Below are 21,422 nucleotides of genomic sequence, written 5' to 3' on the forward strand. Positions count from 1 at the left end.
GCTTTATCGCGGGATAGACGAGGCTTGAACTCGCAACCTCCGGCGTGACAGGCCGGTGCTCTAACCAAAATTGAGCTACCACCCCAAAATCGTTTCCGATTCTTCGGTAGTGGACGATAACGGATTCGAACCGCTGACATTCTGCTTGTAAGGCAGACGCTCTGAACCAGCTGAGCTAATCGTCCAAATTTTTACTTGTTTTCATCCTTGCCGCTGAAGAGAATTCCGAGAGGAATAATCACAACGTAAGCAATCGTCAAGATAATTGGTGCAACCGAGAGGCTTACCGGATTATCGGCAGGACCTGTCGCAAGACAGATAAAGCCAATGACGAGTAGCAAAATGCCAATACCGATAAGAATAAGATTCTTTTTGCTTAACATTTTCTACAACCTCAAGATTACGAGCCAAATATACAAATATTAAAAGTCTTGTCAACTGAAAATGGCCTTTTTTTGTGAAAAAAAAGATTTTTCTTCGGGAGAACGCTTTATTCCCGCATGCTGCTGGAATTTGGCGAACCTTGTCGCGCACTTTTAAAATTTCTATCTTGCGGCGCGTGAAGCGTATCCATAGAACGATTGCGAAACTTCTCGTAGTGAACGGTTACTTGCCGAAGCTTGGGCTTGCTGCGGTAATCGGTTGTGTGACGGGTCTTGTCGCGGTTGCGTTCCATTTGGGGCTTGGCACGGCGATTGAATGGGTGCGCAAGCCGTGGACGCTTGGAATTTTGCCGTGGTATGCTTTTGCTCTGGTGCCTGCGGTTGGCGGGCTTGTTGTCGGGCTTTTCATCCACAAGGTGGCTCGTGCGCCGGAGACGGCGGGGCAGGGTACCGACAAGATGATCTATTCGTTCCATCACCAGGGCGGGAATGTGCGGGCGCGTGTGGCGCCGGTGAAGTTCATAGCGAGCATCGTGACGCTTGCGACGGGCGGCTCGGCGGGTTACGAGGGGCCGATTTCGCAGATTGGATCTGGCATTGCTTCGACGATTTGCAAGTTCTTCAAGATGCCGCGAATGATGCGCGGGCAGTTTATGCTGGCGGGTACGGCGGCAGGGCTTGGTGCCATTTTCAAGGCTCCGCTTGCGGGGGCGCTCACGTCGGTCGAGATGCTTTACCGCGAGGACTTTGAATCGAACGCTTTTGCGACTTCGATTATCTCGTCTGTGGTGGCGTTTACGGTCTATATTGCATTTGTCGGCTCGGCGCCTGTGATTGGCTGCATGATGGATTTCCCGTTTACGAATGCGGTGGAGCTTTTGGCATGCGCACTGCTTGGAATTTTGTGCTTTCCGTTTTCGTACTTGTATGTGCGGCTTTATTACGAGTCCGAGCGTCGCTTTAACAAGTGGACGATTCCTGTGTGGCTCAAGCCTGCAATGGGGGGCTCCTTCATTTCGCTTTTGGTGCTTGCGTATCCGGAAGTTTCGGGAGGCGGTTTTGAATTTATCGACAACCTGATGACGGGGCTTGTGCCGCATTCGCTGTGGGGCGTGATGCTTTTGCTTGGAATCGTGCTTGCGAAAATCGTGGCGACGGCGCTCACGGTCGGTTCGGGCGGTTCAGGGGGTGTCTTTGGACCATCGCTATTTATTGGTGGGGTTATTGGCGCTATGTTTGCTGGAATATGCGAACTTGCGTTCCCGGGAGTTATTCGTATGCCCGAGATGTTTATTCTCGTCGGGATGGCTTCGTTCTTTGCGGGGGCTGCTAAGGCTCCGATTGCTGGTGTCGTGATGGTCTGTGAAATGACGGGCAGCTACAGCTTGCTGCCGGGCCTCTTGATTGCGGCCGTGATGCATATCGCCTTCTCGCGTAACTGGACGATTTACAAGAGCCAGGTGCTCAACAAGTTTGCGTCCCCGGCGCATCGCCGTGACATGGACCGCGAACTGATTCAAGCGTACGACAAGATTGCTAAAGAGTAATGCTTTTTGTTGGTCATTAGTCATTAGTTATTAGTCGTTATTAGTTGTTAGTTGCTAGAGGTTGCACTTTTGTTATAAAAAGGAGATGCCCGCGCTGCGGTTTGCGGTATGTAATTGAAAAAGCCGCGCTTTTCCGCGCGGCCATTCTCTTAAAATTAACTTCTAACTTGTACTTTAGCTTCGCTAAAGTACCAACTGCATTACGAGCAGCGCAACACCTGTCCTGGGCGGATGTTGTCCGACTTGAGGTTGTTCAGGAGCTTGATGCGTTCGATGGTCGTTCCGTACTTGTGGGCGATTTTTCCGAGGCAATCGCCGCGACGAACCTTGTAGAACTTGCTCTTGCCGATTTCTTTCTGGTAGGCGGCTTCAGCTTCTTGAAGTTTGTCTGTGTCAAGCGTGACGGAAATATCCCTGAACGTGCCTTCGGCAAAGTCGTAAACGGTTTCAGGATTGATGTAGATACCGTTGTAGCGCATTTCAAAGTGCAGGTGCGCTCCGAAAGATCGGCCTGAATTGCCACCGATGCCGATGGTATCGCCAGCCTGGAGCTCATCGCCGACCTTGACCTTCCAGCGTTCGAGGTGGGCGTAAAGCGTGGTGAGTCCATTGCCGTGATCGAGAATCACGTAACGACCGTAACCCTTGCGGCGGCCCTGGTTGCGGACCTTGACGACCTTGCCTGCAAATGCGGCGACAATCGTGCGGTTTTCACCGTGGCAGAGACCGAGGTCAACACCGCGATGCATGCGGTGCTTGCGCGGACCGTAATGGCCTGCGACGCGGCGGCTTTCCGTCGGGATGATGGACGTCGTCATGTCGAGGACGAACAGCTTGGCCGGAGCGCCTGTAGAGGCGGAGTCCGTTGTTGCCTTGATGTCGGCATCGGCTTCGGCGTATTCGCGGACGGCTTCTTCGGTATCGAGGCTGTCACTGTTAATGCCATCTTCGGTACCGAGATTTGCTGTGACGGAATCGTTAATCAAGTCTTGCTTGGCGATTATTTCGATTTTTTCGACTTTGGGTGTGGCCTTAACCTTGCGAGACTTTGTCTTTTTATGGGTAAAATTGCTTTCGTTGATGACGAATTTTCCGACAGTCTGAGCTTCGGCTTCGGAGGCAAAGTCGTCGATTCCATCGATAGTCTGGTTTAATTCAGTACTTTTAGAATCTACGAGGCGAGGAACGATTTTTCCGGCCATATCGTCGTCTTTTGCAAAAAGCGCGATCGGCAGGACTCCTGCAATGAGTATGGTTTTAATCTTCATAAAAATAGGGGGTCTATATATATGGGCTAAATAATACTCAATTTTGGATTTTTTGTCACTATGTTTAGGATATTTTTTCACGAGATATTAACAAGAAAACTTTGTGTAGTATTCTTGTAAACTTATAAAAACCCCTGAATGCGTAAATTTCTATAAAAATGGTCAAAAAGTCGTTATTGCACTCCGCATTTTTCCATGCCTTCGTTGATTTTTTCGAGAGTGCTTTTAACGGCTTCGTAATAGTTTTGTTCTTCGCGTTGCAGAGCTTCGATATAAGCATCGTCGATGCGGACTTGGTTATAAACGCTGTAGGTCGATCCGTCTGTTTCACAAGGTGTCAGGTCAGTGGGACATTCTGGAACACCATATATAGGCGCAATCCCTAGATATCCTAAGATATTCCTGTAACAACTGTTATAGCCATACCAATAGTCTGGATCATCCTTGTGCTGTTCATTGAGCTTTTCAATGGCGATAGATGCAGCGTGAGCTTGTGCGGAATAATAACTACTCCAGCCTTCTGTCGTTTCGCAATATTTATCTTTGGGAATGCATTTCCCTCTGAGTCCGGTTGTATCCGTTGGTGTTATTTTGGCGAGTTCTTGGTCAATGTCGATAAATGCTGAAGGCTTTTCGGCTGACGTACCAGAATCGCAGCTTGCCCAAAAGAATGAAGCCCCCGAAAGGAACAATTTCCCCAATAATTTGCGTAATCTTATATTCATAAAAATAAATATAAGTTAATTTCTAACAAAATCAAGCATGCCTCGACTTCATTGCCCAAAGCGAAGCGACCTCAGAGCACTTCAGTGCGACCTCATACCTGACAACCTATAACTTACTGTCTACTTCCTACCGCCTACTGCGGCGAAGCCGCTAGAACTGGAAGTAAATGAACGGGCAGGAGTCAGCGCTCATGAACTGGTAAATCACGAAGATGATGAACGCCGTTGCTGCCACCATTCCAGGAATCGGGAGCGATGCAAACGTAATGCGGTAACGGGACTTCACGCGCTTCGGGATCCAGTGGATAAGCATACCGGCGATGAACACGAGGATGATATTGATGTGTTCCCATGCAATCGGGAGAATCGTGTCCCAGCGCCAGGCGGTACCCATCTGGTGTACCATGTTCTTTGCCGTGTTCCAGGCAACTTCGTTTGCTTCTGCCGGGTCGAGGTTCGAGCCTGCGCGGAAGAAGAGACGCGTGAACGTGATGAACACAAATGTGAGTGTCACATTCCAGGCAGTCGTGAGCCACGGTAGTTGCTTTTTGCAGAACAAGTGATAAATGATGGTCGAGTAGATGCCCACGAAAAGCACGCCGAACCATACGGCGGTAATGGCGCATATAGGAATCGTGTAATGCTTGTAGAGAATGGCGCTCAGTGCAAAGAATCCAAGAGCAATCGATGCGCGGACGGTTGCGCTGCGCTTGACCCAGAGCTTGTTGAACACCTGGCCAAAGCCGTTCAAACCACCCCAAATGATGAAGTTCCAGCTTGCGCCATGCCACCAACCGCCAACAATCTGCGTTGCCATGGCGTTCATGTTCGTGGTAATCGTCTTGCGGGATTCCGGCTTGAAGTAGGCAAAAATCGCGATGTAGACAAAGAAAACGCCAAGTGCAATACCGACCCACATGCTGCCAGAAAGGAGGATCGCCACAAGGCTTAAGAATCCCATCCAGAAGAACGTGCCGACGGTTGCGTTTCTGTTACCGCCAAGAGGAATGTACAAGTAATCGCGCCACCAGCTAGAAAGCGAAATGTGCCAACGGCGCCAAAATTCGGTCGGACTTTTTGCCTTGTACGGGCTGTTGAAGTTCTGCGGCAAGCGGAAGCCCATCAAAAGTGCAACGCCAATGGCGATGTCCGTGTAACCTGAGAAGTCGGCGTAAACCTGTAACGAATAAGCGAACAGGGCAATCAGGTTTTCAAGGCCGGTAAAGAGGAGTGGCGTATCGAAAACGCGGTCCACAAAGTTCGTGGCGAGGTAGTCACTCAAGATGATTTTCTTGGCAAGTCCGTTCAAAATCCAGAACACTGCCATGCCAAAGGCGCGGCGGGGGAGGAAATAGGGCTTGTAAAGCTGCGGCACGAACTTGTCTGCACGCACAATCGGGCCTGCCACGAGCTGCGGGAAGAACGAGAGGTAAAAGCCGAAGTTCAAAATGTTGTCTACAGCCTTGATCTTGCCGCGGTAAATGTCGATGCAATAGCTCATCGCCTGGAACGTGAAGAACGAAATGCCCACCGGGAGGATAATCGTATCAACGAGCGAGTGCGTGTTGAACATCGCATTGCTTGCGGCGGCAAAGAAGTTGTACACGTGAAGTTCGATGCCGGTGAAGTCGTAAAGTGCGTCCAGGAAGAAGTAAGAGTACTTATAATAGCAGAGCACCAGCAAGTCGATAATCACGACTATAATCATCAAAAGTTTCTTTTTCCACTTGACCTCGGACTTCTCGATCCACTTGCCGATGAAGAAGTTTGCAATCACGCAGAAGATGAGGATGCACACGTAGCTGCCGCTCGTCTTGTAGTAGAAGAACAAGCTCGTCGCAAACAGGAACGCGTTGCGGAGCAGAAGCTTGCTGTGGACTAGCGAGAAGATGGCAAAGACGACCGCGAAGAAACCCCAGAAATAGAACTGGGTGAAGAGTAACGGGGAGTTCGGGTCAAACGCGAATGTGCGGGTCAGGTAGGGGATGATATAGTCAAGCATGATTTTTGGGCTTGTAAATTAGAAAATTATTTGGAATCCGTCGCGCTGGATGTTGGTGCTGTGGGCTTTTCTGCGGCTTGTGGAATCGGCTTTAGCGGAACCTGAATTTTGGGCTGTGTTGGTTCAGCTGTTTGCTTTACGACTTCTGGCATCGGGACATCTTTATGGGCGGCGGCCGCAATCTTTGGCATTTGCGGAGGGGCGACCGTTTTTGCGACAGGCTGTTTTGCGGAAACTTGTGCTTGGGCTGTTGTTTCCGGTTTCGCAGGAGTTGCCGTAGGTGCGGGAGCGGCTGTCTTTGCGGAAGCTGCCGTTGGTGCGGGTGCGGCGACTTTAGCCTGAATTGCAGCGGCCGTCTTTGCATTTGCAGGAGCTGTCGGTGCCGCAGTTGGAGCTGTTGCTTTAGTAGGTGCCGGAGCTGTGCTTGATGCGGTCTTGGCCGATGGCGCCTGCGTCTTGGGGGCAACGCTTGATGCGGCAGGAATTGTGGTTGGTGCCGGTGCGGGCTTTGCTTGAACGGGTTTTGCCTGGGCTACGACCGGAGCTTCTGCGGGGAGGTTTGCAATGTGGTCGAAGTAGGCCTGCATCAACGCCTTGTAGAACATGTCTCCTAGCAGATGGTAACCGGCGGTCTTGAAGTGGACCTTGTCTTTCTTGGCGAGGTCCGCCTTTTCCCACTTGGCCATGGAACCAAGCCCGCCCATGATGGAGAACTTGTCCCAGACGCCGGCCTTGTGTTTGTCGGCGAGCATAAAAAAGGATTTGCGGGCGATTTCGCCGTTCGGGTGCTGCACGTATTTTTTCTTGCGGACTTTGCGGTAGGAGTCGTTGTTAGTCTCGAAAATGAACGCCGTCTTGGGGCTGACCTTGCGGATGCGCTTGATGAGCTTGTCGTATTCTTCACGGAACTGCTTGTCGTTAAAGACTTCTACGTTTGCATCGTTGATGCCGATGGCAAAAATGACGAGGTCCGGCTTGTAGTAGGACATTTCCTTTTCAAATAGCGGACAAATTTCCTCGAAGTAGTTTGCAACCTTGGCGCCGTTGATACCGACATTCGTGTACGTGATGCCGGGCGCGTTGTTTTCTGCCAAGATGCCCGTGAGCGTAAAGTGCGGGCGAGGCGGAACCGTATCTGCGGCAACGGAATCCAATGCCGCTTGCAAGTCTTCGTCGCGGTTCAGGCAGTTCGTGTCGAGAACGTCTTCGCAGTCGCCCTGGAACATTGAGTCTGCGGCGACTGCTTGTGCCATTTGCTGTGCTGAACTAGTTGGAGGCGTAATGCCAAGCGAATCCATGCGGAGTGAATCGGCGACGCGGGCTAGCGAATCTGCGCGGGCTACAGAATCCTTGAAGAGCGAGTCCGTGATGAACGCGGCGACTTCGGCTTGCTTGGTCGTGTCTGCCCAGCGGAACGCAATCTGGATCGTATCAATTGGACGCGGGCTAGTGAAAACGTAGCTCTGGCTTGATGCATCGAAAGTTCCGAATACATCCATCGAATCGATGCGGAGCACTGGTTCCACGTCATTGCTGTCGCTGTAACCGAAAACTCTAAAGCTTGTTTCGCCCCAGATGGGTTCGGTATTGTACTTGTCCAAAAGGAGCGTGATTTCGGCGCGCGGATCGCGGGTACTTACGGCAATGCCGAGAAGTCCGAGCGGTTTTGTGATTTCGTGCTGGACGTTCTTGTTCTTGTCCCAGATGCCTTTATAATAGCTTGCGTAACTTGCAGGGGTATTTGTCCTTGCTGCTGAATACGGGAATACGAAACCGCGACCTGCTGATGCACCCGGATATTCTTTTACCAGGTGTTCACGGATGCGGCCCGAGATAACGTCTGCCTGCAAGTGCGAACCGCCAATGTGGAGGATGCGCACCTTGCCCCTGTTCTCGAAAACGAGCGTGTCGAGCTTCTTGAAAAACGGCTCGAAACTAGCGCTCCCTTGCGGGAACTGGATGGTATTCAAGGACGTATCGATAAAATCGTATTTCGTAAAGTCAACGTCATAATAGCCTGGGGTGATTTCCATGTCCTTGGCAGAAACCATGGAACCCATGCTAACGATGCCAAGAATGGCAGCAATGACGGCAAGCTTTTTCTTCACTTAACACCCCCTCCGGTATTTAAGGATTTAGCTTATCAGAATTCAAGTCGATTACTTTGGTCGTGTCGGCGCTAGCCTGCTTTTTATCCGAAAACTTTCGGATGTCCTTAAGCTTCGAATCGTTCAGCTTGTGCCTTTCGCGGAACTGGAAGTAATCGTAGTACATATGGAGTGAAGAGCAGAACAGGTCGCCCATGTATGCGGCACCGCGACGCGTAAAGTGAACGTGGTCGGTAAAGCCAAGCGGCGGGGATTTTTTGACCCACTTGATCATGGAGCTTTCGCCACCCATCACGCGGTGCATGTCCCAGTAGGCAAGGCCGTTTTCAAGAGCCACTTCACGAAGCATCTTGATGGTGATGCCAAGACCTGGATACGTTTGCCACCTTCCGTTAATTTGTTTGGCCATGTCGGCAGGCCCAATGAACAAAATGTCTGCATCGGGATTTGCTTTCTGTACGGCCTGAATTTGTCTGGTGATGAGTTTCTTGCTCCAGTCAAGAGTCTTGGGCGTCATGCTCGGTACCATGTTTCCGCCGTACTCCATGATGATGAGTTTTGCATTCATGGCCTTGTAAGACTCGGCGAGAAGCTGGCTATCGATCTTGTGGAATACCGTGCCCGAGCTTCCGCGCATGGCTACGTTGTCTACAGCGACACCGTAAGAACCGTCTACAGAAATCGCATAGATTTCCGTGCGGCCGCTGAGGTAGAGCTTGATATTCGATGTCGTATCCGGGAGCTTCCACGTATAAACATTCAGCTTCGTGAGCTTTTCAACAGCTGGGGCTTCGGCGGTTTCCTTCTTGTTCTTGGCCTTGAACTTGGGCGTTCCGTCGGCGTTTGTTCCAACCTGTTCTGAAATTTCGTGTTCATAGGTGAGGCGGAGCTTGAGAGTGCCCTTGTTGCTTGCGAGAACCTTGATGGTCGAGTATCCGCCGACATGCGGGAACATGTCCTTGCGGCCTTCACGCTTCTTGACGCCGATAACGGCAGAACCGTTGAGTTCACCCACCTGGGCCAATGGACCATAGCGGTTGTGCGTCGCGTGTTCTTCCTTGGGTCCAAAGATGATGTATCGCTGCAAGTCGCCGTTGTTCCACTGCGATGTCGATTGCGACGGAATGTGCATCACGGCGGGGAGCATGCCCGGGCCGTTACCGCCAAATTCAGTCTGCAAGTCTTCGCGGATCGTAGACGAGATGCGGTCTTCTTCGAGCTGCGAGTCTCCGTAATGGATCACGTGGACAACGCTTGAATCCTTCTTTGCCAACAGGAGATTCTGGAAGAATCGGTCAAACCACGTAGGGTCGTTGTTGGGCAAGTCAAAGCGCGTACGGCCTTCTCTAAAGAAGTCTTCGTAGTACTTGAGCGAGTCCGAGAACGCAGCAAATTGCTTTGCCTTGGTCTCTTCCATCATCTGGCGGATGGCGTCTTCCGGATCGACCTGTTCGACCTTGACCTTGTTCCCGGCGGAATCCGTCGTCGTCTCGGCCTTCTCGAAAACCTGGGAAAGCTTCGGGTAGCGGAGCGTCGTATCGCCAACATGGATGCCGTCTTCAGGGTAGGCAAGCGCCATCAGCCCGAGGACGAGGAACAGAGAAATGATGCTGAGTAATACTTTTACTGGTGTCATAGTTAAGCTTTCAGCTGTTCAACAATCGCATTGACATCGCCCACGTGCATGGTGCCATCGCGAAGGTCCTTGTATTCGAACTGACCGGCAGCCGCCTTGTCACCATCGACATAAACGACGATGCTTGCGCCCTGGTAGTTGGCCTGTTCCAGCTGCTTACCCATCTTCATGGTGGTAAGCGGGTGAGAAACAGAGTTCCCGTTTGCGCGGAACACCTGAGCCGTTTCGAAGATCTTCTTCATGTCGTTTGTGAAGCTTGCGATGTAGAAGTCCACATGCTGCTTCGGGCTTGGCAAAAGTCCACGTTCGCGGAGGAGGTCGGCCAAGACGACGTCGCCCATGCCAAAGCCAACGCCCGGGATGCGGTCGCCACCGAGCTTTTCGGTGAGGCTGTCGTAACGTCCACCGCCTGCGATAGCGCGCATGGATTTGCCCTTGTCGAACACTTCGAACACGATGCCTGTGTAGTAGGCGAGGCCGCGCACGATGGAGAGGTCGAGGTTCACGCATTCGCTAAAGCCTGCAGCGGCAAGCGTTGCGAAGAGGTCTTCGATTTCGGCGAGAGCGGCTGTTGCGTTTTCGCTCTTGACGGCGGCCTTCACTTCTTCGATGGACTTGCAGCTCATGAAATCGTCGAGTTGCTTGATCTGAGCTTCGGTGAGGCCAGCTTCGGTAAGAGCCTTGGCAAAAGCTTCCGGGCCGATTTTCAGGCGACGGTCGAGAACCGGGTAAACAAGAGCTGGGTTCGGGGCGCCAATTTCTTCGAGGTAGGTGGCGAGGAGTTTGCGGCTCGAAACGCCAATCGCAAAGTCGGAGTCCTTGAGGCCGAATTTGCGCAACATTGTGGCGATGGAGGCGAGCAAGTCAGCTTCGGCGTAGATGCTTTCGGTGCCGATGATGTCCATGTTCAGCTGGAAGAATTCGCGGAGGCGACCCTTCTGAGCCTTTTCGTAACGGAACAGGCGCGGCATGGAGAACCACTTGAACGGCTTCTTGAGTTCGCGGGCCTTCTGAATCACGAGGCGGGCAAGCGTCGGCGTCATTTCGGGGCGGAGTGCGATTTCGCGGTCGCCCTTGTCCTTAAAGTTGTAAAGCTGGCTTACGATTTCTTCGCCGGACTTGCCGGTGTAAAGTTCCAGATGTTCAAACATCGGACCTTCGTATTCTTCGTAGGCGAAGCTTTCGGCGACCTTGCGCCAGGTGTCAAAAATGTAGTTCTGGATGCGCTCGGCTTCCGGGTAAAAATCACGTGTGCCCTTGGGCAGTTGAGGAATAGCAATACTCATAGTGCGGTGAAATTTAGAAAAATAGTTACTTGTTTTTAGTTACTAGTTAGTAGAAAAGTAATCGTTACGGACGTCTTTGGCATCAAAGCAACTTTTATTTATTTTGTATGTAATCGAAGGTTTGAATGTAATAAGGAAATTTCCGCTAGAACTGGTGTTCCCGAAAAATTGACGGTTACTTCCGAAAAACAGTCCTGGACGGTCGGATTGGGTTCTTTTTCAACGTCCCGGATGCCAAATAAATAATATGTAACATTGGTTCATATTGCCGGTTTTACATTTCTTTTGCTATATTTGGTACGTAAAATTTTAAATACCTTAAAAGGAAGGTTAATCATGGCTAGAAAGAAGATTGCACTCGTTGGTGCTGGTCAAATTGGTGGTACAATGGCTCTCGTGCTTGCACAGAAGAACCTCGGCGACGTCGTCCTTATCGACATCCCGATGACTCAGGGCATGCCGAAGGGTAAGGCTCTCGACATTATGGAAGGCCGCTCCGTCATCAATTCGTCCGTTGATCTTCAGGGTTCTACCGATTATTCTGCCATTAAGGGTGCTGACGTTGTTATCGTTACCGCTGGTTTCCCGCGCATGCCGGGCATGAGCCGTGACGACCTCCTCGACAAGAACTGCGGCGTTATCAAGACTGTTGCCGAAGCTATCAAGGAAAACGCTCCGGATGCATTCGTGATCGTTATTACGAACCCGCTCGACGCCATGGTCTACAACATGCAGAAGCAGTCTGGCCTCCCGGCTAACAAGGTTATCGGTATGGCTGGTGTGCTCGACTCCGCTCGTCTCGCTTGCTTCGTCGCTGACGAACTCGGCGTTTCCGTCGAAGACGTCAAGGCTCTCGTTATGGGCGGCCACGGCGACACGATGGTCTCCATCATGGAATGCGTCTCTGTCGGCGGTATCCCGGTTTCTCAGCTCATGAGCAAGGAAAAGTTTGCTGAACTTGCAAAGCGTACCGCTGGTGCCGGTGGCGAAATCGTGAACCTCCTCGGTCGCGGTTCTGCTTTCTACAGCCCGGCAACTTCTGCTATCCACATGGCTGAAGCTTACCTCCTCGACAAGAAGAGCGTGTTCTCCTGCGCTGCTAAGCTCAACGGCGAATACGGCGTGAACGGTCTCTACTGCGGCGTGCCGGTTGTCGTTGGTGCAAACGGTGTCGAAAAGATTCTCGAAGTCAAGATGAGCGCCGAAGAAAAGGCTGCTTTCGACAAGTCTGTCGAAGCTTGCAAGAAGAACGCTGAATGGGTTGACGCACATACCTAACCGTTCGCGTCAGAATCAAATAGAAATATGTGAGCGACGCTCACTCTCGCGAAAACGCCTGGCTAATGCCAGGCGTTTCTCGCTCATACCTAATAAGACCGCTCGGCTCTTATGCAAAGCGGGAATTCCGTCTTCGCCTCGCTCTCACAGCCACGCCTCGTTAATACGAGGCGTTTGTTGTTCACGGGTAATTTAAGAAATGTCATTCCGGCCTTCGAGCCGGAATCTCCTTCTTAACAAAACAGCCCGCGGGTAGTAACCCGTGGGCGTTTTTGTTGTGTTCTTGTCGAACCCGTTACATGTCATGCCCGGCTTGACCGGGCATCTCCATTCTATTGTTTTACCTCAGCACGATCTTCTTCGCAAAACTCACATTTTTCGCGCTCACGCGCACCATATAAATTCCGGCGTCGAGCGATGCGAGGTTAAGCGTTGCTGCGTTATTCATGGCGTTGTTAATGGCGCCTTTCAACACGACTTGCCCAAGAGAGTTCATCACTTCGATGGTTGCGGAGGTCTTGATGCCTGTGAATCCGAGCGTACGTCCGTTTAAGACTGCGCTTACAGCGGATGTTCCGCGAGCGATCTTGATATCGTCCGGTGGGGTGGGAATGCCGCATTTTTCTGGGCATGTTCCGTCTTTAGGCCCGACAGCACAAATTCTGAATTCGTATTCGCCCGGTTCCGCCTGAATCTTAAAATGAACTCCGACAAGTTGCTTTGCCGCCGTCTCACCGTCAAATTTGAGAGAGCCATCGTACCATGAGGGTTGCTTAAAGTCGGACCACGACACAACAATCCTCTTGTCCGTTTGGGAGGCGGGGAGGGTTACGGCTGGGTTTGCGTAATTCATCGTGGAGTCAATTTTTTCGCCAAGCCCGAGTTCAAGGGATATGTCCGTATCCGACGTGTAGGTTACGCAGAGTCCGGCCCAGGCGGAGGCGTTGCCTGCGACTAAAGTCTTGTCGGTGGTTGATGTTTCTCCGACTATGTTGAATCCTATGCCGGAGAACGGTTTTGTAGTCAATGAGCCGCTATTGAGAGTGGCAGTTCCGCATATTCCTTCACAATGCGCGATAACCGCATCCATATAGTGAGGTTCGCATGTTTCATATTCGTGACATGGGGGAACTGGATATATAATTTTTGATTCACCGCCACTGAAGGAGTCGTTGTAATCGTACCATATTCCATAAGTTTCAGTTTCGTTGCCTAGTCCGGTTTCTACTACGGGGGTTCCATCGGCTCCGTTCCAGGTTTCGAATGTGCCCGCAAAAGTTGTCGTTGCTGCGAAAAGTGCTGCTAATGTAATCTTTTTCATAATTCACTCCTATGTCACCCCGGACTTTGAAGCCAGTCATCCTGGAGCTGTCATCCTCGAACGAAGTGAGGGGATCCATAATATCTTGTATTGCTTTACCTCAGTACAATTTTCTTTGCAAAATTGACGTTTTTACTGCTCACGCGCACCATATAAATTCCGGCGTCGAGTTCGGCGAGGTTAAGCGTTGCAGCGTTACTCGTAGCGTTGTTGATGGCGCCTTTCATTACGACCTGCCCAAGAGAATTCATCACTTCGATGGTTGCAGTGGACTTGATTCCCGTGAATCCGAGCGTACGCTCGTTCAAAATTGCGTTGACTGTAGAAACTCCACGAGCAATTTGAATCCCTGAACTTGGCATTCCGCATTTTTCCGGGCATGTTCCGTCTTTCGGACCGACCGCGCAAATATTAAAACGGTAATCGCCGTCCTCTGCTTGTATCTTGAACCTGACCATGGCGAGTTGCTTTGCTGCAGCGTCGCCATCGAATTTGACCGCTCCGTTGTACGACGAAGGTTGCTTAAAGTCGGACCACGACACTACAATCCTCTTGTCCGTTTGGGAGGCGGGGAGGGTTACGGCTGGGTTTGCGTAATTCATCGTTGAATCAATTTTTTCGCCAAGGCCGAGTTCCAGGGCTATGTCTGTATCCGATGTGTAGGTTACGCAGAGTCCGCCCCAAGTAGAGGCGTCGCCAGTGGATAGTGCCCAATCGTTTACTGAAATTTCTCCAGCGACATTGAAGCCTAAACCCACAAATGGGTTGTAAGTTAAAGTTCCTTTGCTGAGACGAGCCGTCCCGCATATTCCTTTGCATCCATAGATGACGGGCTCTAGTGAGAATAATGGTGGCTCAGGGCTTATGTCGATGTCCCAATGGACTATGGATGTACCTCCGTCAACGTGGTCTGTGTAGGTGAACCAGAATCCACTCGTTCCTGTTCCGTTGTCGAGTCCTGTTTGAATCTGGTCGGGAGCATCGTCATCAGCTCCGTTCCATGTGATAAACGGTCCTGCGTAAATGGCTGACGCGACGCAAAGTGCGGCCGACAAAATTTTTTCCATGATCCACTCTCCTAATCAAATTTACTCAATATGAAATCTAATTACTTTTCCTGTGGCTTGTCATCGAAATTTTCAAATAAACGAATGTTTTTTCCCTGAGGATTAAACATATAGTGTCTTAATGATACTTCTTGTACTATATGGCTGTTGGTCATTGGACATTCGTTATTGGCCTTTGTAGGAATGACGGGTGGTCATGACCGTTTTTGCAGTTTTCTGCAAAATGTGGACATTTAATTCGTGAAATTGTGGAATGTTTATAGATTTTATTCTAAAATTATGCGATGTCATAAATAAATATGTGGACTTTTTATGATTTTTGATATATATTTTAAATTGTTGTTGGTGTGGATATGGAGATGTTTATGGGAACGAGGCTTTCTGTATTTTTTACGAAGTTGGAATGTGCCGTTTTGGGCGTTTTTTGCCTATTTGGGGTGCAATCGGCTTTTGCTGCAAATCCGATCACGACGGACTTTTATTCTGCGGATGCCGCCGCCCTTGTGCATAACGACTCGCTCTTTATCTTTGCTGGACACGACGAACAGGGACCGCAAGGCAATAACAATAAATCATTCATCATGAATGACTGGCATGTGCTCGTGACCGACGATATGGAACATTATCACGATTACGGGGCTGTTTTGAGCGTCAAGACTTTCAAATGGGCGAATGCTAGCGCTTTTGCGGGCCACTGCGAATACCGAAATGGCAAGTTTTATTGGTATGTGGCCGTTCATCACGGGACCATCAAGGAAAATGGGAGTGAAGGCTTTGCGATTGGCGTTGCCGTGGCTGACCATCCGTCTGGTCCGTGGAAAGATGCCATCGGGCAGGCGCTTATCACTGACAATACGTCGAACGACGTGAAATTGAACATTGACCCTGCGATTTTTTACGATGGTGACGATATCTGGATGTATTGGGGGTCGTGGAATGCGGGCCGCCGCGTGAAGCTCAAAGAGAATATGATTGAGCTTGCGGGGACACCTGAAGATATCAAGATCAAGGACTTTTTTGAAGCTCCGTGGATGCACTATTTCCGTGGCAATTATTACTTCAGCTATGCCTCGGGTTACCCTTCGACGACGAATTATTCCATGGCGCCGAGCCTGAACGGACCGTGGACACAAAAAGGCGTCATCAACGACAAAATGGACAATTCCGAGACGAACCATCAGGCGATTTTCAAGTATCTTGGGCACTGGTATTTCATGTACCATGGAGCAAACTCTCCGGGTGGCTGGACGTACCGCCGTTCTGTGAACATCGATTACCTCTATTACGATCGCGATGGAAACATCCAGAAAATCAAGCACACATCTGGCGTGGATCCGGTCAACAACGCGCTTCTCAAAGAGGGCGGTTACCGCTTGACCGTTTCGCACAGCAATTTGGCTCTCGAAGATAGCGATGGTATCGTGGTGCAGCAAACTGCGGATGAAAATAACGAAGCGCAACTTTGGGTGCTTGCAAATGGCGATTCGGCGCGTTATTACACGCTCAAGAATTTTGCGACGGGCCGTTACTATTGCCCACCCAAGACACTGTTGGATACGGTGAAAACTTCTGAAACCGCTTGTGAAATCCGCATCGAGAATGCATCGGCCAAGAAAGGTTACTTCTTGTTTGCGGATTATGATAGCGATTACCTCGGCGATGTGCTGAACATTTCGAAGGACGTCGGGATGCCGGTCATCACGTGGGTTCGTACGGGAACGGATAACCAGAAGGTGTAATTTGCAAAAGCTGAACTGCCGAAGGTTGAACCGCCGACGGACTCCGGCAATGGCGAAACGACGGGGATTGCGCATGGCTCGCGCGGTTTTATGGATGCGTTGAATGCGCCGGCTTTGCAGCAGGTTCGCTACGATGCTTCTGCTCGCGTGATTCGTTTGACCATCGATGCGTCTTGGGCTTTGCTTGATGTGAATGGTGTTGTTGTGCGTCGTGGTTATGGTCGTGAAATCCAAGTGCGTTCCGTCCGCTCGGGAATGTACTTTGTTCGCACCGTCCACACCACCGCAAAGGTTTTGGTGAAATGATGAAACGCTGCTGTTTTGGGTTCTATGTCATTCCGGCCGCTGAGCCGGAATCGCCTTTTCCTGTTGGCGTTATTTAGTATAATTTTAAGGAGTATGGAAATGAAGGTTTTGAATTTTGCGAATCTCGTGAACGGCGCGAATCTCGTTGCTTTCGTAAAATGTGCGACTCTCGCAACGATTGGCGCCTTTGGCGTCTCCGCTGTGTCGGCTGCCGATTGGTACGCCAAGGACAATTTGCAACCGGGTCACGACCCGAGCATGGTGCGCTTTGAGGACGGTTACGCCCTCATGAGCACGAACAACAATTTGCAACTGTGGACATCCGAAGATGCCTACACCTGGCGCGATCACAAGTCAACGGTGAGCAAAATCCCGCAGTGGGCTTACACGTATGCGCCAACGACCGAAGGCATCTGGGCGCCTGACGTTTACTACATGAATGGTGAATACCGCGTGTATTACTGCGTCTCCGTTTTCGGCAAGCGCACATCTGCAATCGGTTATCAGTCTACAAAGTTGATTATGCCTGGTACAACGGGCTACGGCTGGACAGACCATGGCCATGTTTTCCATACGGTGGCGTCGGACAAGTACAACGCAATTGATGCCGATGTCGTTCGCGATACCGAGGGTAATTACTGGATGGCGTTTGGCTCGTTCGGTCTTGGAATCCAGCTGATTAAGTTGGATGCAAAGACGGGCTATCAGGCAAGCGATGATAAAACTGTCTACAACATTGCGCGCCGCACAAGCAAGGCGAGCAACGGTGCCGAAGAAGGCCCGAGCTTGATTGAACACGGCGGTCAGTATTTCTTGTTTACGGCTTGGGATATCTGCTGCCAGCAAGGTGCAAATATTGAACAGACGACGTATAAAACTGCTTATGGACGTGCTGATAAAGTAACTGGTCCGTACAAAGACCGTGCCGGTAATGATATGGCAACCGGTGGTGGCACAATCCTTATGGAACGCTACGGTCGTTACGTTGGTCCGGGCGGCGGCGAAGCTTTCCAGGACTTGAATCGCGTACGTTTTGTGCATCACTATTACGATCTCAATGGTGACAAGTTTAATCACATCCACATTCGCGATGTTGTGTTTACCGAGGATAACTGGGCTGAGATGGGACAGCCCTTCCTCGGGCGTTATTTGAGTGCCGAAGTCGAACACGGTGTGCTTACTCGTGCGGTGTCGGGCGATCTTGCAATTACGCGCAGCAATACTGCTTCGAATGGCGAATACCTTGCTTATATCAATACCGCTGGTTCCAAGATTCGCTTGCCGATGAACATCATGCAGGCGGGCGAGTACTTGTTGCGTTACCGCTACGCAAACGGCGGCGAAGGCGATGCTACGCACAAAGTCACTGTCAATGGCAAGTCGCAAACTGTGACGCTCCCGCCGACAGGTTCTTGGGGCACGTTCCCGGAAAAATCTATCGTGATGATTCCGGCTACGCTCAAGCGCGGCGGCAACTTCATTGAAATCGAGCCGCAGCCGAATGGATTCTTCTCGGAACTTGACCGCATCGACTTCTTGCGCGTGATTCGCGATACGATTCCGGCGAACGGCTTTGACAACGGCATCCGCGTACGCCTCACCGACAAGGACGAGTTTGCCATCAAGGACGGCGGCTATGCGATTTTCGAAAACGTTGTGACAGATTCTCTCAAGAGCAATACGAATGTTTCTATTCAGGTGAAAAAAGCAACCGCAGGCAAGCTTGCAATTCGCGATGGCGCCAAGAGTGGAACTGTCCTTGCTGAATGCGATCTTTCGACCGCCAAAGCTTCTGCAAACGGCTGGTCCGAAGCAAGCTGCGGAACGATTAAAGTCGGCGGCATTAAGGACTTTTACCTGACGGCTAGTGGCCTTTCGGGCGAAGCCGTTGTCGGAAACATTATGTTCAAGTCGAACACTCCGGTGTCAAGCTCTAGCAGCGTTCCGGCCGAATCCAGCTCCAGCGAAATTGCCGTGAGCAGTTCGAGTGAATCTTCTGTGGCGCTTCCGACAGTCCTGCCTTCATTGAACTACAAGGTATCCAAGATCCCTAACGGTTACCGCGTACACTTCGATAACGCTGGCGTTCATCAGGCTTACCTCTTGAATCCTATGGGGCAAATTGTCTCCCATAAAAAAGCTTACGGTACCGATATTGAGTTTAATAACCTTCCCAAGGGCAGATACATTATCAAGATGAAGTAGGTTGTCGTCTTCTTGTCAAAAGACGACGATTCAATTTTCTATCTTACATTCCATGAATCAGAAAATCCCAGGAATCCTTTTCTTACTCGCCATGCCATGTTCTGTTCTCCTTTACATCAAGGTGGAGACACTTTCTGGCTCGGAGATTCTTGGGCTTCTTTCTGCGGTAGCGCTTTATTTTATTGTGGCGCTTATTATCGCGTTCTTATTTAATAAAAAATCCTGATTCCTAATTTTCAAAGCTACTCTTCTTTCATGTTGTATGGCAGCAGTCTGACTCCTACGGGATTCAATTTTGCATGTCCACGGACATTTGCGGGCAATTGCAACCCATAACCTTTAGCATTAAGGCGTTCTTCCTTGATTCCTTTGTTTATGAGGAACTCGTAGATGAATGTCGCGCGCGCATCAGAAAGTGCCTGTGGGACCATTGCTTCGCCCGATTTGACACTGCACTGGATTTCAATGGCGATTTGCTTGTTGTGTCGCATAATTGAAACAACGTCGCTCAAGGCTGTATAAGAGGAATTCAGCGGTTTGTCCATGCCTTTGTGGAACTGGATGCGCCTTGCTATTTTATCCAGGTTTAACTTTTCGCGAATAGGGCATCCGCTCGAATCGACTTCAGTGCGCTCAAGCGTGTTCGGGCAGTTGTCGAGGTAATCTACAACGCCATCCTTGTCTGAATCTATCGGGCATCCCGTAGAGTCTACAGGAGCTTCTTCGGGCGTGTCTGGACATTTGTCGTCTTCTTCGAAAACGCCGTCGTGGTCTAGGTCTATTCGGCAGCCTATGCTATCGACCATTACTCCTGATGGCGTGTTTTCGCACTTGTCCATAAAGTCCGGAATGCCGTCTTCGTCTGAATCGATTGGGCAGCCGTACATGTTTACAATTTCATTGGGGGCGCTGTTTGGACATTTGTCCCATTCGTCAGGGACGCCGTCCTTGTCCTTGTCCAAAAAGCATCCGTATTTATTGACAGTGAGTCCTGCGGGGGTGTTGGGGCATGAGTCGAGAATGTCTGGTACGCTATCTTCGTCCGTATCTAGAATACATCCGAAATCATTGACTTCTTCGCCTGGGGCGCTGTCATTGCATTTGTCGAACTCATCTGGCACACCGTCATTATCGATGTCGTGAATACATCCAAATTCATCAACGGGGTGGCCACTCTTTGTCTTGGGGCACTTGTCCTTGTAGTCTGGTACGCCGTCGTTGTCGTTGTCAAAAGGGCACCCTCTGTCGTCGATGAGGACTTCGGGCGGTGTATTGGGGCATTGGTCTAAGTCGTCTGCGATGCCGTCTTTGTCGGCGTCTGGGGCGCATCGATATTTATTTTCCTTGAAAGTTCGGCCGGACTTGGGGCATGCGTCCATTCGCTTTTTAAAGTCTTCAATCTTTCCGCTGAGGTCGAATGTTCGGCTGAGCTTGATGGATGCTGCAATCGTTGGACTTCCGGGAACAGTGTAGGAATACTTCTTCCCGTCGGTCATTACAGTAATCAGGTGCCCTCGGCCAATCTTCTGCTTTCTGAAAAGGTCCATGCCGAGGTCTGCGTTGATTGAAAGCGTCGTGAATTTGGGTAGCCTGATTTTTAAGCCCGGGGAAAACCTCAGCTGGTCGTTCAGGAATCCTTGCCACACATCTTTTGTGCGGATCCATGTTTCTCCTGATGCTTCAAGAACGAGCGATACCCATTCGTAAGGGAACAGCTGAATTCCCGAACCCCATATAAAGATGTTTTCGCTGTTTTGCAGATTTCTAAGGACACCTGCATAGTTATTCCAGCTGATAATCTTATGGAGGTTCATCGTCATGTAAAGAGTGCCGGCGACGGAAAAATCAGCAGAGGAATAAGGGTGTGTAATTTCTTTCTTGTGAATGTACCAAAGGTGTCTTGGACGTAGCCCTTTCTCGTTAGTTCCGCTGGGTATAAAGAGTTCTAGCGCTGCGGCGAAATTAAAAAGGTCCTTTGCGGACTGATTGGGAAGTTGAGCCTTGACCAATAGTCCGAGGTCTCCAAAACCGGGACCTTTAAGTTTTGTACCGCCGGCATTGCCGTCGTAGTGGACGCTGATGTTGAGGCCGACTTCCAGATAGTTGAGGAGTCCGTATCCCACATAGCCAAGGACCGAGTTCGAAGGGGAGTCGTCGGAAAGAGACTTCTTTTCATCGTACTCATTGAGGATGTAGCCTTCAATACTGGCGGGCTTGCTGCTGCTTGCCATTTCAAATCCGCCCATGATAAAAAGGTCTCCTGGACCGATCGTCCGTGCTCCAGGAACATGGATTCCGGTATTATTGAAGGAAAATCCGGACTGCGCAAACAGGAAAACGGCGCATGCGAGAATGGATAATAGAAATTGTTTCATTTTTCATAAAGAATTTAGACATTTTTTTTGTTTAACTGTTTGCATTTTCAAATTTATGTATATATTTCACTTCCGAAGTGAGAAACAATAACTCCGCAAATAAATTGCCATCATGGCATCGTAAGTCGCAAAAGGCGTATAAGATTAACAGAGTGATCATCATTCTGCAAATCGTG

15 protein-coding genes and 2 tRNA genes are annotated in these 21,422 nt (G+C 50.3%); 5 read left to right on the plus strand and 12 right to left on the minus strand.

The features are described from left to right. Positions 1-9 precede the first annotated feature (9 nt). The 3 genes from ACJMM9_RS07335 to ACJMM9_RS07345 all read right to left on the minus strand — a co-directional run bounded on the left by ACJMM9_RS07335 (position 10) and on the right by ACJMM9_RS07345 (position 383). Positions 10-85, minus strand: a tRNA-Asp gene (locus ACJMM9_RS07335). 25 nt (positions 86-110) lie between these two features. Further along, positions 111-185, minus strand: a tRNA-Val gene (locus ACJMM9_RS07340). Between the two features lie 6 nt (positions 186-191). Continuing rightward, the gene (locus ACJMM9_RS07345; RefSeq protein WP_088641089.1) at positions 192-383 is read right to left on the minus strand and encodes a hypothetical protein; all 192 of its coding nucleotides are present in this window, start codon (positions 381-383) and stop codon (positions 192-194) included. A 176-nt stretch (positions 384-559) separates the two neighbouring features. Here ACJMM9_RS07345 and ACJMM9_RS07350 point away from each other — a divergent pair, with 176 nt between their 5' ends. Continuing rightward, positions 560-1,930: a chloride channel protein gene (locus ACJMM9_RS07350; protein ID WP_405325228.1), complete on the plus strand. Its 1,371-nt coding sequence runs from the start codon at positions 560-562 to the stop codon at positions 1,928-1,930. Positions 1,931-2,130: 200 nt separating this feature from the next. On the opposite strand, the gene ACJMM9_RS07355 is transcribed toward ACJMM9_RS07350, so the two are convergent. The 6 genes from ACJMM9_RS07355 to hisS all read right to left on the minus strand — a co-directional run bounded on the left by ACJMM9_RS07355 (position 2,131) and on the right by hisS (position 10,955). Beyond that, a complete protein-coding gene (locus ACJMM9_RS07355; protein WP_405325231.1) occupies positions 2,131-3,198 on the minus strand; it encodes a peptidoglycan DD-metalloendopeptidase family protein in 1,068 nt (355 codons plus the stop codon). A gap of 173 nt (positions 3,199-3,371) precedes the next feature. Beyond that, positions 3,372-3,923 carry a hypothetical protein gene (locus ACJMM9_RS07360; RefSeq protein ID WP_405325234.1) on the minus strand — a complete coding sequence of 184 codons (552 nt, stop codon included), beginning with the start codon at positions 3,921-3,923 and terminating at the stop codon, positions 3,372-3,374. Positions 3,924-4,074: 151 nt separating this feature from the next. Next, a complete protein-coding gene (locus ACJMM9_RS07365) occupies positions 4,075-5,925 on the minus strand; it encodes an MBOAT family O-acyltransferase (protein ID WP_405325237.1) in 1,851 nt (616 codons plus the stop codon). Between the two features lie 26 nt (positions 5,926-5,951). Next, a complete protein-coding gene (locus ACJMM9_RS07370) occupies positions 5,952-8,033 on the minus strand; it encodes a GDSL-type esterase/lipase family protein (protein WP_405325240.1) in 2,082 nt (693 codons plus the stop codon). A gap of 19 nt (positions 8,034-8,052) precedes the next feature. Continuing rightward, positions 8,053-9,669 carry a hypothetical protein gene (locus tag ACJMM9_RS07375; RefSeq protein ID WP_405325243.1) on the minus strand — a complete coding sequence of 539 codons (1,617 nt, stop codon included), beginning with the start codon at positions 9,667-9,669 and terminating at the stop codon, positions 8,053-8,055. A 2-nt stretch (positions 9,670-9,671) separates the two neighbouring features. Next, a complete protein-coding gene (gene hisS, locus ACJMM9_RS07380) occupies positions 9,672-10,955 on the minus strand; it encodes a histidine--tRNA ligase (RefSeq protein ID WP_405325246.1) in 1,284 nt (427 codons plus the stop codon). A 336-nt stretch (positions 10,956-11,291) separates the two neighbouring features. Between hisS and mdh the strand changes: the two genes are divergently transcribed. After that, a complete protein-coding gene (gene mdh, locus ACJMM9_RS07385; RefSeq protein ID WP_014547218.1) occupies positions 11,292-12,233 on the plus strand; it encodes a malate dehydrogenase in 942 nt (313 codons plus the stop codon). A gap of 340 nt (positions 12,234-12,573) precedes the next feature. On the opposite strand, the gene ACJMM9_RS07390 is transcribed toward mdh, so the two are convergent. After that, the gene (locus ACJMM9_RS07390) at positions 12,574-13,554 is read right to left on the minus strand and encodes a T9SS type A sorting domain-containing protein (RefSeq protein ID WP_405325250.1); all 981 of its coding nucleotides are present in this window, start codon (positions 13,552-13,554) and stop codon (positions 12,574-12,576) included. Positions 13,555-13,649: 95 nt separating this feature from the next. Beyond that, positions 13,650-14,621, minus strand: coding sequence for a T9SS type A sorting domain-containing protein (locus tag ACJMM9_RS07395; RefSeq protein WP_405325253.1), 972 nt, complete (start codon positions 14,619-14,621; stop codon positions 13,650-13,652). Positions 14,622-14,986: 365 nt separating this feature from the next. On the opposite strand from ACJMM9_RS07395, the gene ACJMM9_RS07400 reads away from it, so the two are divergent. The 3 genes from ACJMM9_RS07400 to ACJMM9_RS07410 all read left to right on the plus strand — a co-directional run bounded on the left by ACJMM9_RS07400 (position 14,987) and on the right by ACJMM9_RS07410 (position 18,871). After that, positions 14,987-16,360: a family 43 glycosylhydrolase gene (locus ACJMM9_RS07400; RefSeq protein WP_405325256.1), complete on the plus strand. Its 1,374-nt coding sequence runs from the start codon at positions 14,987-14,989 to the stop codon at positions 16,358-16,360. A 90-nt stretch (positions 16,361-16,450) separates the two neighbouring features. Beyond that, positions 16,451-16,666, plus strand: a complete 216-nt coding sequence (locus tag ACJMM9_RS07405; RefSeq protein ID WP_405325259.1) for a hypothetical protein — start codon at positions 16,451-16,453, stop codon at positions 16,664-16,666. 99 nt (positions 16,667-16,765) lie between these two features. After that, positions 16,766-18,871, plus strand: a complete 2,106-nt coding sequence (locus ACJMM9_RS07410; RefSeq protein ID WP_405325262.1) for a family 43 glycosylhydrolase — start codon at positions 16,766-16,768, stop codon at positions 18,869-18,871. 242 nt (positions 18,872-19,113) lie between these two features. Here the strand turns inward: ACJMM9_RS07410 and ACJMM9_RS07415 are convergent, their stop codons facing one another. Continuing rightward, a complete protein-coding gene (locus ACJMM9_RS07415) occupies positions 19,114-21,246 on the minus strand; it encodes a thrombospondin type 3 repeat-containing protein (protein ID WP_405325264.1) in 2,133 nt (710 codons plus the stop codon). Positions 21,247-21,422 lie beyond the last annotated feature (176 nt).

Origin of the sequence: Fibrobacter sp. (assembly GCF_045112255.1) — a bacterium.
Taxonomy (GTDB): Bacteria; Fibrobacterota; Fibrobacteria; order Fibrobacterales; family Fibrobacteraceae; genus Fibrobacter.

Bases quoted from the DNA above. Each gene is read 5' to 3' on its own strand.
- ACJMM9_RS07405 (WP_405325259.1), top strand. From the start codon at position 16,451: ATGGATGCGTTGAATGCGCCGGCTTTGCAGCAGGTTCGCTACGATGCT.
- ACJMM9_RS07390 (WP_405325250.1), bottom strand. From the start codon at position 13,554: ATGAAAAAGATTACATTAGCAGCACTTTTCGCAGCAACGACAACTTTT.
- ACJMM9_RS07360 (WP_405325234.1), bottom strand. From the start codon at position 3,923: ATGAATATAAGATTACGCAAATTATTGGGGAAATTGTTCCTTTCGGGG.
- ACJMM9_RS07410 (WP_405325262.1), top strand. From the start codon at position 16,766: ATGAAGGTTTTGAATTTTGCGAATCTCGTGAACGGCGCGAATCTCGTT.
- ACJMM9_RS07365 (WP_405325237.1), bottom strand. From the start codon at position 5,925: ATGCTTGACTATATCATCCCCTACCTGACCCGCACATTCGCGTTTGAC.
- ACJMM9_RS07400 (WP_405325256.1), top strand. From the start codon at position 14,987: ATGGGAACGAGGCTTTCTGTATTTTTTACGAAGTTGGAATGTGCCGTT.
- ACJMM9_RS07415 (WP_405325264.1), bottom strand. From the start codon at position 21,246: ATGAAACAATTTCTATTATCCATTCTCGCATGCGCCGTTTTCCTGTTT.
- ACJMM9_RS07345 (WP_088641089.1), bottom strand. From the start codon at position 383: ATGTTAAGCAAAAAGAATCTTATTCTTATCGGTATTGGCATTTTGCTA.
- ACJMM9_RS07395 (WP_405325253.1), bottom strand. From the start codon at position 14,621: ATGGAAAAAATTTTGTCGGCCGCACTTTGCGTCGCGTCAGCCATTTAC.
- ACJMM9_RS07375 (WP_405325243.1), bottom strand. From the start codon at position 9,669: ATGACACCAGTAAAAGTATTACTCAGCATCATTTCTCTGTTCCTCGTC.
- ACJMM9_RS07355 (WP_405325231.1), bottom strand. From the start codon at position 3,198: ATGAAGATTAAAACCATACTCATTGCAGGAGTCCTGCCGATCGCGCTT.
- mdh (WP_014547218.1), top strand. From the start codon at position 11,292: ATGGCTAGAAAGAAGATTGCACTCGTTGGTGCTGGTCAAATTGGTGGT.
- hisS (WP_405325246.1), bottom strand. From the start codon at position 10,955: ATGAGTATTGCTATTCCTCAACTGCCCAAGGGCACACGTGATTTTTAC.